Consider the following 13,827-nt stretch of genomic DNA (forward strand, 5'->3'; position numbering starts at 1 on the left):
ATTATCACATTTATTTATTATAATAAAAAGAAACCCACTTAAATTACAGCAGATTTCTTTTATTTGATTTAAATATATTTTTAATATATAAGTTACTCTTCCTCTATAATTTCATATAGTGTATTTAATCCCGCTTCTAATTCTTCTTTTGAAATAATAAGGGGTGGTAATAATCTCACTACATTTGGTCCTGCAGTTAATACAAGAAGACCTTTCTGGAGAGCTTTCTTTTGGATTTTGGATGCTTCCCCTTCAATTTCTATTCCTATCATAAGTCCCATTCCACGAACTTCTAATATGCTCTTTTTATTCTTACTTTTAAAATACTCCTTAACAAATTCCCCTTTTTCACTTACTTCCTCTAAAAAAGAATCCTCACTTATTATGTTTAATACTTCTAGGGCACCCGCTGCACAAACAGGATTCCCCCCAAAAGTAGAGCCATGATCTCCATATCCAAAGGTATTTTTCAATTTTTCATTACAAAGCACAGCACCTATAGGTAATCCTCCTCCCAGGCCTTTTGCAGTGGATATAATATCTGGACAAACACCATAATTATTAAAACCATAGATCTTTCCTGTTCTTCCTATACCACATTGAATTTCATCACATATAACCAAGATATCTTCCTTCTCTGCTATTTCAAAAACCTTATGAACGAATTCTTCACTTAGTGGATTTATTCCTCCTTCTCCTTGAATAGGTTCTATCATAATAGCACAAATTGATGAATCTATGGATTTTTCTAATTCTTCCACATTGGCCTCTGCATATTTAAAGCCTTCAGTAAAGGGATAAAAATATTTATGAAGCTTTTCCTGTCCTCCTGCTTTTAATGTAGTTATAGTTCTTCCATGAAAACTCTTTTTCAATGTGAGTATAGTATTTCTAGCCTTTCCATGTTTATCAAAACTATACTTTCTTGCTAATTTTATAGCTCCTTCATTAGCTTCTGCACCAGAATTACAAAAAAACACTTTATTCATATTTGAAATTTCAGTAAATTTTTTGGCTAGTTCCAATACAGGAATATTCAAAAATATATTAGAAGTATGAACTACTTTTTCCAATTGAGCTTCTACAGCTTTAATCCAGGTCATATTTCCATAACCTAAGGACATTACACCAATGCCAGATGTAAAATCTAAATATTCCTTGTTACAAGTATCATATAACTTACATCCTTTTCCATAGGTAAACACCACAGGGAGATGATTGTAAGTATTCATAAGATACTTTTTTGCATAATTTAAATAATCCAAATTAATCTCCTCCTAATAAATCATAGTCCCTATACCTTCTTTTGAAAATAATTCCACAAGAAGACAATGAGGTACTCTACCATCAATAATGTGTGCACTTTTAACTCCTGATTTAATTGCCTCAACACAACAATTTATTTTAGGTAACATTCCTCCTTTTATAATATTATCTTCATATAATCTTGGGATATCCTTTAACCTGAGTTCTGAAATTAATGTAGATTTATCCTCTATATCTGTCATAACTCCAGGTACATCTGTAAGAAGTATTAAATTTTGTGCTTTTAAAGCTGCCGCTATCTTAAAAGTACATGTATCTGCATTTATATTGTAGGTTTCGTTGTCATCTCCAAATGCTATACTACTTATTACAGGAATATATCCATTATCTATAGAACTTATAATAATTTCAGTATTTATGTTTGTTATCTCTCCTACTCTTCCTAAATCCACGTCTTTAGAAATTTTTTCAGCTTTTATCATCGCCCCATCTATTCCACAGAGCCCAAGAGCTTTTCCACCATAACTTTGAATTAACTTTACTAAATCTTTATTTACCTTTCCACTAAGTACCATTTGAACTATATCCATAGTTTCTTCATCTGTATATCTTAGCCCATCTATAAAAACACTTTTCTTGTTTAATTTTTTTAGATAAGAAGAAATAAATGGACCTCCTCCATGAACAACTACTAAATTTATTCCCACACATTTCATAAGTACTAAATCATTTATAACATATTTTTTTAGCTGTTCATCCAACATAGCACTGCCACCATACTTAACAACTATTGTTTTTCCTCTGTATTTTTGAATATATGGCAGTGATTCAGCTAATATTTTTGCCACCTCATTATAATCCAATTCCTCCCGTACCTCCCTTAAGACATATAACTTCCATTAATCTTTACATAATCGTAGGTTAAATCACATCCCCAGCAGCATACACTGGAATTTCCTGAATTAAAGTTTAAAACTATACCTACGGCATTTTCTGAAAGTATGTCTACAGATTTTTCAATTGAAAAATCTACAGGATTGCCATTTTTAAATACCAGTATACTTCCCTTTGAACTTTCCATTGATACTTCAAGCTTATTTATATCAAAGTTTACTCCAGAATATCCAAGGGCATCTAATATTCTGCCCCAATTGGCACTGCGTCCAAATAAAGCAGTTTTTACAAGATTTGAACATATTACGGATTTGCCCAAAATTTCCCCTTCTTTTTCTCCAGGTACATTTTTAACTTTACATTCTATTAATTTAGTGGCCCCTTCCCCGTCTTTTGCTATCATTTTAGCCAATTCTACATTCAATTTTTTTAATGCCTCTAAAAATACCTGATAATCTTCATTCTCTTCATTTATAATAGGATTTTCTGCTAATCCATTGGCCATAATAAGCACCATATCATTTGTAGAAGTATCTCCATCCACAGAAATTCTATTATAGCTTACTTTTACACTTTCCTTCAATGCCTTATCTAAAAGATTAGCATTTATATTTACATCTGTGGTAATAAAAGAAAGCATAGTTGCCATGTTAGGATGTATCATTCCCGATCCCTTAGCCATAGCCCCAATTACCACAGCTTTCCCCCCCAATTCTAATTTTACAGCTAATGTCTTTTTAAAAGTATCTGTAGTAATTATAGCTCTGGCTGCATCTTTTCCACCATTTTTATTTAGCTTTTTAACCAGTGATGGAATAGACTCCTTTATAGCATCAATATTTAATTTTACACCTATAATTCCAGTAGAAGCTACAAGTACATTATCCTCTTCAATTTGTAATTCTTTTCCTATACACTTGCACATTTCTTTTGCATGATTTATTCCATCTTCTCCTGTACAGGTATTGGCATTTCCACTATTTACAATTATGGCTTGAGCTTTTTTATTTTCCAAATGACTTTTAGTCACTAAAAGAGGTGCCCCTTTAACTATATTTTGAGTATAAACTCCCGCTGAATTACAAAGTTTAGTTGACATTACAAGAGCTAGGTCCTGTAAATTATTCTTTTTAAGACCACAGCTGATTCCTGAAGCTGTAAATCCTTTAGGAGAAGTAATTCCTCCTTCTACAATTTCTAAATTCATCCTAAATGTCCTCCTTAAAATTTAATTAAAAAACGGCTGGTACAGCAGTAAGTCCTTCTTCTTCATCAAACCCTAAAACAATATTCATATTTTGGATTGCCTGTCCCGCTGCTCCCTTTATCATATTATCTAAACAAGATATAATTATAAGTTTATTGTTTTCGCCGTCATAATGTATGGAAATACAACAATAATTAGAAAGTCTTACATTGTTTATCTTCGATACTTCTCCTAAAGGAAGGATTCTTACAAAAGGTTCATCTTTATAGAATTCACAATATTTTTGATGTATTTTTTCTATATTTATTAAACTTTTTGGAGTTGTGTATACTGTAGACAGAATACCCCTATTTATTGGAATTAAATGTGGAATAAAAGTAAGTTTTACCTCGTATTTTGATACACTATTTAAATTTTCCTCTATTTCTGGAGTATGCCTGTGGTTTGCCACTTTATAAGCACTAAAACTCTCATTACAATTTACAAAATGACTACTTTCACTAAGACCTTTCCCCGCACCGGTTAATCCTGATTTACAATCTGCAATTATACCTTTTTCTTCTATTAATCCTTCAGAAATAAGAGGTAAAATACCGATTTGAACAGAAGTGGCATAACAGCCTGGATTTCCTATAATTTTGGATTTTCTTATATATTTTCTATTTAGCTCCGGAAGTCCATATACAGATCTTTCATGCAATTGGGGTATGAGAAAATTTTTGCCATACCACTTTTTATATGAAGATTCACTTTTAAATCTAAAATCTGCACCCATATCTATACATATTTTATCTTTGGCCACTGCCTTTTCTACAATAGGTTCACTTACTCCGCTAGGCAAAGCCAAAAAAATCAAATCACTTTTTTCTATAACTTCGTCATCCTTTTCACATACAAGCTCTTTCAAATTGTAAAAACCTGGATATATACTGCTAATGGATTTTCCCTGACAACTTGTAGAGGATATACCTGATATTTCAATTTTATTATGATTTGATAAAAGTCTTATCAATTCTGCTCCCACATAACCAGTTCCTCCAACAACTCCTACTTGTACCAAATTAATTTGCCTCCTTTTAGATCATAATTGCCTATAAAAATATAATAACTACATATTTTTTAAATATGTAGTTATTATATGACTTTATAAATAAATATGCAATATTTTTTATAAAAATTAATTTAATATTTTTTTATTACTTAAATAAAAAATAATATTTCATATTATTTTTATCTTAATGCAGAGTATATTTCATGTATATATTTATTTCATCTTATAAGCAAACTCCACCTTAACCTTAGAAGAACTTAATTATAAATATACAGTAATTGAAAAAAAAATAAAAGTTTTTATAAACTTGTAAAAACTTTTATATCTTAAATATAATTATCAAACAGATAAACTCTATTTATTGCCCATAAACACATTATTCCATTTTGTATATATATTAAACAAGCTTACTATATCCTGCTCATTGTATAATAATATTTTTTCTTTTTTTATCTGTGGCATTCTGTTTATATACTCACTATCTTTAATTATTTTACTAAAAGTTTTAGCTAAATTTGAACCGCTTATAATTTTATCCTCTCTGGTGATTCCAAATTCTTTTTCCAATGATTTCAGTCCTATAGATTTATGGATTTCTTTTTCATATTGCTTTTGCAAATCCACACTTATAAAATGTTCTTCTATATTATTAAATTCCATATTATATTTTTCAAAAAGATAATTTATAACTGTAAAATCATTATTTCCTGAAAAAGTTACTATATACTTTTTATTTTCCCTAATCATATTTTCAAAGTATTCTTTAGCCAATTTTAGTATCAATTTTGTATCTTTCCTATTTTCTATCATGTACTGTGTTACCTTTAGCACCTCATTCTTATAATCATAAAAACAGCAACCAAAAACACCTATACATATAGGCTTTTTGTATATATAATGTTCTAAATCAAAAAATATAGCATCTCTAAAAATACATCTGCTTTCGTCTATCTTCAATGAATTTTCTATTACAGGTTTTTCAACATCCACATCGTTAAGTCTTTCTATCATGCCACCACTCTTTTCCAATTCCTTTTTAACCACACAGTTTTAATATAATTATATATAATAAAATTACATGCCATTTAAATTTCCTTTATACAAGAAGCTCCAAGTTTATATATCATATCTTTTCTCTCAACTATTATCTTTACTCTGCTGCTCACCTTATCATCTTCCAACACTTTTCTCAATAACTCTCTAGTAGGATTCACACAAACAGGATTTTTTACCATCTTCATCATAGAAAAATCACCTAAAGTATCTCCATAAGCATAACTTTTTTCTAAATCTATATTGTATTTTTTAGTTAACATCCTTATAGCTTTTTCTTTACTGATACTATCCCACATAGGAACTACCTCTCCTGTATATATATTATCCTTATTTCTTATATATACAGCTCCTACATAATCATCAAATCCATATTTAATTGCCATTTCTCTAACCAATTCTACAGGACTTCCAGATACAGTCACTACTATGTGTTTACTTTCTTTATGCCACTTTAGCATATCTCTGGTATAAGAATATACCCTATCTCCCTTCTGAGCTACTACAGTTTTAGCTATAAATTCTATTTGAGATCTATGAAGTCCTTTTATAGCTTCTATATATATATTTGCCATTTTCAAAAGATAGTTATCATAATTCCCCTTTCTTTTATCCCATCTTTCATATTCAGGTTTTACTTCTTTATACCATCTTTCTCCAGGTATTATTTCATACTTCACTAATTTTTTAAAAACTTCTGTTATAAGACCTTCTCTATATAAAGTACCGTCAATATCAAAAAAAGCTGCAATACTCATATCCATTCTCCTTATATAATATATTATCAAAATTAAAATACACAATATTATTATCTTATATGTTATGTATGTTAGTTTTGCAACTCTAATAAAAAAATATTAAATATATTTTTTTAAAGTCCTGATATTAAAATCAAGACTTCTCAATTACATAATCCATTATATCTCCAATGGAAACAATACCCTTTACCACATTTTTATCATCTATTATAGGAATGGCTACTATATTATTTTTTCTAATCCTTTTTGCTACAGTCATAATATCCTCTTCACTTCGGGCCACAACTACATCCTTTGTCATTGCCCAATCCACAGGACAGGTATCATAATGCCCCTCTTCCATTAAAAATCTATATATATCTGCCTTTACTATCATACCAATCAGTTGTCCATCTTCATCAACTATAGGTGCTCCGTTTACATTATGAGTATCCATTATATCTAAAGCTTTACACAAACTATCTTCCTTTTTTAACTTTACAATATCTGATTTCATTATTTCTTGAACCATAACAACACCCCTCCTTTTCTTAATTATACAATGTTTTTTCTAAAAAGTCTAAAAATTTCCCAAAAGTTAAATGCATTATTAATTTGAATTAAATATTCATTAATAACTACCATTTATAATATTGTCAAATTTTTCTACATCCTTTTCTCCTTTTATTAGGTAATCTATAATTTGTGATGCAACTCTTTTGGATATTTTTTCAAATTGTATATTTAAATTTACATTATTTTTCTTTAAAAGAATTTTTAAGTATCTTTTTTGCTTTTCTGTAATACAGTTTTCTCTCACCAGTAATTTATCATTCCTTATTTTAAAAGCAAATTCGTGTATTTTAGGTAAATTTAAAACATCTTCATAATTATGAAGCATTATTGTATATTTTATACTATCAGTATTAGACTTTAAAAATTCTTTATATAAATCTACACTAATTCTTCCATCTATTTTATCCTCTCTGTTTATACCCAAATACTTTTCCACAGTCTTTAAATTACATCTCTCCATACCCAGCTGTTTGTAATAAGGTCTTATAAGTCTGTATAAATCCACATGATATTTAGGAAACTCAAAGTATATGTTATTCCGGTGCATTCTCTCTTTTATAAAAGGTTCATCAAAGGCTATTCCATTATAAGAACACCATTTATCATATTTTAATATATCCATACCAAAATTATATAATACTTCATTTTCATCCTGTATACTATCTGCAAAATACTGTTTTATCGCCAATTTATTTTTATCAATAAACCTTCCAAGGGATATAAGTATTATGTTATCACATTCTCTATCGAAACCAGTTGTTTCTATATCAAAATAGGCTATACTTTTCATGTCACAACTTGAAAATGCATTACTTTCTACATTTACCAGACGATCATATTCTCTAATTTCCATAATATATGTTACTTTAACGTAACTTCTCCTTTCTATATTATCTGATTATCCAAGGGAATATCAATATTTATCCTACCATCAGTGGGCTTGAGATTCAAACACCTGACAATCTTTCAATAAAATATTTAAAATTCTCATTTACATCTTTTCTACTACTTCTATTCCCATTAAATTTAATCCATTCTTTAATACTTGACAGGTACATTTTACCAAAGACAATCTAGCCCTTTTAGTATCCTCATCCACTGCATTTATAATACTATGGGCATTGTAAAACTTATTAAAACCTTTAGCCACATCTATTACATACCTAGTTACTACAAATGGCTCCAGTCTATTTATAGCCTTTAAGATAGCTTTATTAAAACTCTCCAGTGTCTTTATAAGTTCAAATTCTTCCTTACTACCCAATTTACTATAATCCATCTGCTTTTTATCATAATCCGTCTCTTTAGCTTTCCTGAGTATACTCTTTCCTCTTGCATAGCTATATTGAACATAAGGACCAGTTTCTCCTTCAAAACTTAACATTTCATTCCAATCAAATACTATATCTTTTTCTCTGTTATTTTTTAGATAGGTAAATATTACAGCTCCTATACCAATCTTTTTAGCTACCTCTTCTTTATTTTCAAGTTCAGGATTTTTTTCATTTATTATCTCAAGAGTTCTCTCTACAGATTTATTTAATAGATCTTCTAGAAATATTACATCTCCTTTTCTTGTAGAAAGTTTTTTATTTGCAAATCTAACCAGTCCAAAACCTACATGTTTACATGAATCTGCCCAATCTTTACCCATTAACTTAAGGGTGGTAAATACCTGCTTGAAATGAAGCGATTGGTCAAGACCCACTACATATATACTCTTATAAAAATCATAGGTTTTTTTCCTATATATAGCTGCGGCTAAATCCCGGGTAGCATATATAGTCGTTCCATCTGATTTTTTTACAATACAAGGCGGTATATTGTATTCATCTAAAATTACAACTTTTGCACCATTACTTTCCACGAGAAGTCCTTTTTTATCTATTTCTTCTATAACTGCATCCATTTTATCCGTATAAAAACTCTCTCCTGCATAGGAATCAAAATCTACCTTTAATAAATCATATACTTTTTTAAATTCTCTAAGACTTAAATCTTTAAATTTTTTCCAAAGTTTAATTTCTTTTTCAGATCCATCTTCCAATTTTTTGAAATACATTCTACCCTCTTCATTAAGTGAAGGATCTTTTTCTGCTTCTTCATGGAACTTTACATATATTCTTAAAAGTTCTTTTATAGGATCTTTATTAAGATCTTCCTCATTACACCATCTATTATAAGCCGCTATAAGTTTTCCAAATTGAGTTCCCCAGTCTCCCAAATGGTTTATTCTTGTACAATTATACCCTTGAAAACTTATCATGTTATATAGAGCATTTCCTATAGAGGTACTAAAAAGATGTCCTACATGGAAAGGTTTTGCAATGTTAGGCGATGAATATTCTATAACTATATTTTTCCCTTCTCCCATGCTTGAACTTCCATAACTATCTCCCTTTAATAGTATTTCTTCTAAAGTATATTTAGTAAATATTTTTTTATCTATAAAAAAATTTACATAAGGTCCTAAATTTTCAATGTTTTCAAAGTACTTACTATGTAATTTATCTTTTAATTCCTTAGAAATTATATTTGGTGCCTTTTTCAATACTTTTGCCAATTGAAAACATGGAAATGCATAATCTCCCATTTCAGGTTTTGGCGGTATTTCTATTAAATTTTCTATAAAATTTAATTCCAAATCTATATTTTTCTTAATCTCTTCTGCCACTAACTTTTTAAAATCCATATTAACAGTTAAATAAGTATACCTTTATCCGAAGGCTACCCTTACTATACCTCACCCCAGCTTATTCAACCTAGGGGATTGGCACTGCTACGCCTTTGGATAAGTTCCTCTAAGGTTTAGATGAAAAAAGCATCTCTTTATGTGCAAACTCCACCTGAACCTAAGAATCACTTGATTTAACACTTTTCATCTCCTCTCCTATTTCTATTCTTTTAAACAAGAATTAAAAACCACAAGTTGCTATATAATATAAAAAACCGCCTCTTTTATCTTAAGAGACGGCCTCCTCCTATCACGATATTTAAATAATAGGTATACAGCCTATCTATTACATTTCTAGTTTATAACACCTCATATTCTTCATAACTTATATAGATGTTATTTAATAAAATCATACACAACTTACATCTTATTATATTACTACTAACATTTTTTTGTCAATATATAAATTTTAGTGTTTTTCATGTTTTAACCATTAATATTACTTTACTTTTCAAATCCATATAGGTGATTTTTATGCCATTTCCATGCAGTTTCAATAATTGTCTCAAGTGAATTATACTTTGGCTTCCAATGAAGCTCTTCTTCAGCTTTTTTAGAAGAAGCTATAAGTACTGCCGGATCTCCTTCTCTTCTAGGTGCAATTTCAGCTTTTATTTTCTGTCCAGTTACTTCTCGTGAAGCTTCAATTACTTCTTTTACAGAAAAACCCCTACCATTACCTAAATTATAAATTTTACTTTCCTCATCCTCAATAATTTTATCCAATGCTAGAAGATGAGCATTAGCTAAATCCATAACATGAACATAATCCCTGACACAAGTTCCATCTTTTGTATTATAATTATCTCCAAATATAAATATTTTATCTCTCTTTTTTAAAGCCACCTGAAGTATTATAGGAATCAAGTGTGTTTCAGGGTCATGATCTTCTCCTATAAGTCCTGAAATATGTGCACCTGCCGCATTGAAATATCTTAGTGCAGCATATTTTATACCATATGCCCTATCACTCCATTTTAACAACTTTTCTACCGTAAGCTTGGATTCTCCATAGGGATTAGTGGGATATGTTGAATCATCTTCAAAAATAGGTATGTTTTTAGGCTCTCCATAAGTTGCAGCAGTAGAAGAAAATACAATATATTTTACTTCATATTTTCTCATAGACTTTAATAAGTTCAAAGTACCTCCTACATTATTTTCAAAATACTTAAGTGGTTCCGATACACTTTCTCCCACCAGAGAATAAGCCGCAAAATCTATTACTGACTCAATTTTATTTTCTTTAAAAACCTTATCTACTGCACTTTCATCTCGCAAATCTCCGTAGTAAATTTTACCTCCTAATACAGCAGGCTTATGTCCTTTTTCAAAGTTATCCAATACTACAATTTCTTTTCCTCTTTCCAAAAGTTCTACTACCATATGGCTACCTATATACCCTGCTCCCCCACAAACTAGAATTGACATTTTAAAACCTCCAATATAAAACATAGTAGTCTATTTATTATATATTCTACTACAATTATTTTTCAATTTGTGTTAATAAAGGATTAAACTATAAATTTATATATTCACAAATAGAACAGACTATGTTTTTATATTTAGCTTCCTTCAATCCTTTATAATTCCTTATTTGACGATACATTTATTCTTTTTTTATTTCATCTTCCATTTTGCTTATTTACAAATAAGTAATAATTTTTCTACTTGTAGGCTAAACATTTTCCTGATATTCCCGGTTCTGTCATCCTTACAGTATTTAATACAACATTAACTTCTCTTTCATTTAAAAGAGCTTATTAATATATTAAAAATAAAAGATGTAATAAAAATCATTTGATTTCCGTCACATTTTAAATATTAAAATACAAATAAAAACTGCCAGAGAATATAAACATCCTCTGACAGTCGGGCAATTAATTAAATTATTGATTATAATTTAATTTCTTTTTCAATACTGTCAAAATCTACTTCTTTCAAATCTATTACTTTAGTCTTATATTTTTTCTTATACCATATCCATAGCCCTAAGAATAGTGGAAGCCCTATATAAGACGAAACTACTCCACTCCAATCTATATTGTTAGCTTCAAAATAAGTAATACCTTGTCCCAAGATAACTATAATGCAAAGCACCAATGCTATTATAGGTCCTAAAGGAAATAATTTAGCCTTATATTTTAATCTTCCAAAATCCCTATTTTGAGCAACATAAGCTTTTCTAAAACGATAATGGCAAATTGCTATACCAAGCCATGCTACAAATCCTGCAAGACCTGAAGCTGCTACCAGCCAAACATACACTGTACTTTCGGCATAAAGCCCTGTTAAAAAACATGCAGATGCCACTATTGTTGTAAGTATCAATGAATTTACAGGTACTCCTCTTGAATTAACTTTCGCCAGCCAGGCAGGTGCTTTCTTATCTTTAGCCATAGAATACAACATTCTAGTTGAGGCATACATTCCAGAGTTTCCTGCTGACAGCACTGAAGTCAATATAACCGCATTCATAAGAGATGCAGCTCCTGCTATACCAGCCTTTTTAAATACCAAAGTAAAAGGACTTGTATCAACTCCTGCATTCATATACGGAATTATGGCACCTACTACAAATATTGTTCCTATATAAAATATTAGTATTCTCCAAAATATACTATTAATAGCTTTCGGTATGGTCTTTTCTGGATTTTCGCTTTCTCCCGCAGCTATACCTACTAATTCAGTACCCTGGAAAGAAAAACCTGCAATCAAAAATACTAGGAATATAGATTTAAAGCCTCCTACAAAAGGTGCTTCTCCTACTGTAAAATTTTTAAGTCCTACTGGATTTCCATTAAATATACCTATAATAGTTGCTACTCCTACTAATATAAAAACGATAACGGTTACTACTTTGATGCCTGCAAACCAAAATTCCGATTCTCCATAGGCTTTTGCAGATAATAAATTTAATAAAACTATTACAGCTAAGAAACACACACTCCACACAATAGCTGGTACACCTGGCAACCAATATTTCATTATAAGTGCTCCTGCTACCATTTCTGCAGCTACAGTTATTGCCCAATTGTACCAATAATTCCATCCTAATGCAAATCCTAAAGCCGGATCTACAAATTTAGTGGCATAAACACCAAAAGAGCCTGAAACCGGCATATAAGTAGCCATTTCTCCTAAGCCAGTCATTAAAAAATAAACCATAATTCCTATACAACCATAAGCTACCAGCGCTCCTCCAGGACCTGCCTGATTAATAGTAGCACCTAATGCTAAAAATATTCCTGTTCCAATAGCTCCTCCTATGGCAATCATATTTAAATGTCTAGCTTTAAGCCCTCTTTTTAGTTCATTAGTTTGCTCTACTGAGCTTTCCATTTTTTTCTCCCCCTTATCGGTATCAAAATCCCCATAAGTAAAGTAAGTAAGATAAACATAAAAATAGCCTTGAGAGTGTACACCCAAGGTTATAAATATAAAGATATATTAATTCCACAATGAATGATAGCTCTTCACAAATTAGATTTGTGACAGTTTTGCACATATTTTATACAAAACCAGTTAATCCAACATCAAAGCATCTGTTGAACACTTCGGCAAAATTTCCTTTTAAGTTTCTTCACTGTGCTTACCTCCAAAACTTTACTTATAAATTTTGCACCTCTATCTTAAATATTCACTTATAGTACACGTACATTATGTACTATAAGTGAATATTAGTCAATGGTATTTTAATACATTTCTCTACTCTTTATGACAAAAATCAAAATATATTTTTAATGAATTTATTTCATGTTACTGAGCTTTAAACTGTCAAAATAATCTTTTATCTTTAAATCCATACCTAATATATGTTCTGATATCCAATTATAAATAAAATCCAATAGTTTCAATACAGATTTTTGTATATCCTCATCCAACTCCTCTAAATCTAAACTTTCAATTTTATTTATAAAGGTATCATGGGCTTTTTTTTGTTCCTTATATCCAGGATAATCATAAAGTTTCATTATTTTTTCTTCATCTTCAAAATGATATACAGTATATTCTTTGAGGTCATCAATTAAATTTAAAACATCTCCAAAATAATCTATGTGATTTTCATTTATTATAAGTTCATATACAGATTCTCCTATTTCAAAAAGTCTTTTATGTTCTTCATCTATCCTTTTAATTCTACAATTGTAACTATCCTTCCATTCAAACATTTTATTACCTCTCCCTCTGATAAATTTATCTCCTATATATAAACAACTTGCCTATTAGATTAAAACTAACTCTTGATATATTTTTATCCGAAGCCTGAACCTAACAATCATTTAATATAAATATTGTTTTTCTTAAT

The 13,827-nt window shown here is 29.8% G+C and carries 12 protein-coding genes and 1 riboswitch; all 12 genes read right to left on the minus strand.

The window, feature by feature from the left end:
* Positions 1-92 precede the first annotated feature (92 nt).
* Entirely contained in the window at positions 93-1,265 is a 1,173-nt protein-coding gene (locus tag AB3K27_RS10695) for an aspartate aminotransferase family protein (RefSeq protein WP_368487433.1), read from the minus strand.
* 12 nt (positions 1,266-1,277) lie between these two features.
* A complete protein-coding gene (argB, locus tag AB3K27_RS10700) occupies positions 1,278-2,129 on the minus strand; it encodes an acetylglutamate kinase (RefSeq protein WP_368487434.1) in 852 nt (283 codons plus the stop codon).
* Between the two features lie 17 nt (positions 2,130-2,146).
* Positions 2,147-3,367 carry a bifunctional ornithine acetyltransferase/N-acetylglutamate synthase gene (gene argJ / locus AB3K27_RS10705; protein WP_368487435.1) on the minus strand — a complete coding sequence of 407 codons (1,221 nt, stop codon included), beginning with the start codon at positions 3,365-3,367 and terminating at the stop codon, positions 2,147-2,149.
* A gap of 25 nt (positions 3,368-3,392) precedes the next feature.
* Positions 3,393-4,427, minus strand: a complete 1,035-nt coding sequence (gene argC, locus AB3K27_RS10710) for an N-acetyl-gamma-glutamyl-phosphate reductase (RefSeq protein ID WP_368487436.1) — start codon at positions 4,425-4,427, stop codon at positions 3,393-3,395.
* A gap of 345 nt (positions 4,428-4,772) precedes the next feature.
* Positions 4,773-5,429 (minus strand): ribonuclease H-like domain-containing protein, encoded by a 657-nt coding sequence (locus AB3K27_RS10715; RefSeq protein WP_368487437.1) that lies wholly within the window; start codon positions 5,427-5,429, stop codon positions 4,773-4,775.
* A 74-nt stretch (positions 5,430-5,503) separates the two neighbouring features.
* On the minus strand, positions 5,504-6,229 hold the full coding sequence (locus tag AB3K27_RS10720) for an HAD-IB family hydrolase (RefSeq protein WP_368487438.1): 726 nt from the start codon (positions 6,227-6,229) through the stop codon (positions 5,504-5,506).
* A gap of 133 nt (positions 6,230-6,362) precedes the next feature.
* The gene (locus AB3K27_RS10725; protein ID WP_368487439.1) at positions 6,363-6,740 is read right to left on the minus strand and encodes a CBS domain-containing protein; all 378 of its coding nucleotides are present in this window, start codon (positions 6,738-6,740) and stop codon (positions 6,363-6,365) included.
* Between the two features lie 99 nt (positions 6,741-6,839).
* Entirely contained in the window at positions 6,840-7,637 is a 798-nt protein-coding gene (locus AB3K27_RS10730) for a ribonuclease H-like domain-containing protein (protein WP_368487440.1), read from the minus strand.
* Positions 7,638-7,775: 138 nt separating this feature from the next.
* The gene (gene argS, locus AB3K27_RS10735) at positions 7,776-9,476 is read right to left on the minus strand and encodes an arginine--tRNA ligase (RefSeq protein ID WP_368487441.1); all 1,701 of its coding nucleotides are present in this window, start codon (positions 9,474-9,476) and stop codon (positions 7,776-7,778) included.
* Positions 9,477-9,962: 486 nt separating this feature from the next.
* Entirely contained in the window at positions 9,963-10,949 is a 987-nt protein-coding gene (gene galE, locus AB3K27_RS10740; protein ID WP_368487442.1) for a UDP-glucose 4-epimerase GalE, read from the minus strand.
* 465 nt (positions 10,950-11,414) lie between these two features.
* The gene (locus tag AB3K27_RS10745) at positions 11,415-12,860 is read right to left on the minus strand and encodes an amino acid permease (protein ID WP_368487443.1); all 1,446 of its coding nucleotides are present in this window, start codon (positions 12,858-12,860) and stop codon (positions 11,415-11,417) included.
* Between the two features lie 119 nt (positions 12,861-12,979).
* A riboswitch (Lysine riboswitch) is annotated at positions 12,980-13,156 on the minus strand.
* Between the two features lie 111 nt (positions 13,157-13,267).
* Positions 13,268-13,690: a bacteriohemerythrin gene (locus AB3K27_RS10750; protein WP_368487444.1), complete on the minus strand. Its 423-nt coding sequence runs from the start codon at positions 13,688-13,690 to the stop codon at positions 13,268-13,270.
* Positions 13,691-13,827 lie beyond the last annotated feature (137 nt).

Source organism: Clostridium sp. BJN0013 (assembly GCF_040939125.1).
GTDB lineage: Bacteria > Bacillota > Clostridia > Clostridiales > Clostridiaceae > Clostridium_B.

What these genes read in the sequence shown, in the direction of transcription:
- argJ (WP_368487435.1), bottom strand. Translation starts at nt 3,367, where the DNA reads ATGAATTTAGAAATTGTAGAAGGAGGAATTACTTCTCCTAAAGGATTT.
- AB3K27_RS10750 (WP_368487444.1), bottom strand. Translation starts at nt 13,690, where the DNA reads ATGTTTGAATGGAAGGATAGTTACAATTGTAGAATTAAAAGGATAGAT.
- argS (WP_368487441.1), bottom strand. Translation starts at nt 9,476, where the DNA reads ATGGATTTTAAAAAGTTAGTGGCAGAAGAGATTAAGAAAAATATAGAT.
- AB3K27_RS10745 (WP_368487443.1), bottom strand. Translation starts at nt 12,860, where the DNA reads ATGGAAAGCTCAGTAGAGCAAACTAATGAACTAAAAAGAGGGCTTAAA.
- AB3K27_RS10730 (WP_368487440.1), bottom strand. Translation starts at nt 7,637, where the DNA reads ATGGAAATTAGAGAATATGATCGTCTGGTAAATGTAGAAAGTAATGCA.
- AB3K27_RS10720 (WP_368487438.1), bottom strand. Translation starts at nt 6,229, where the DNA reads ATGAGTATTGCAGCTTTTTTTGATATTGACGGTACTTTATATAGAGAA.
- AB3K27_RS10715 (WP_368487437.1), bottom strand. Translation starts at nt 5,429, where the DNA reads ATGATAGAAAGACTTAACGATGTGGATGTTGAAAAACCTGTAATAGAA.
- galE (WP_368487442.1), bottom strand. Translation starts at nt 10,949, where the DNA reads ATGTCAATTCTAGTTTGTGGGGGAGCAGGGTATATAGGTAGCCATATG.
- AB3K27_RS10725 (WP_368487439.1), bottom strand. Translation starts at nt 6,740, where the DNA reads ATGGTTCAAGAAATAATGAAATCAGATATTGTAAAGTTAAAAAAGGAA.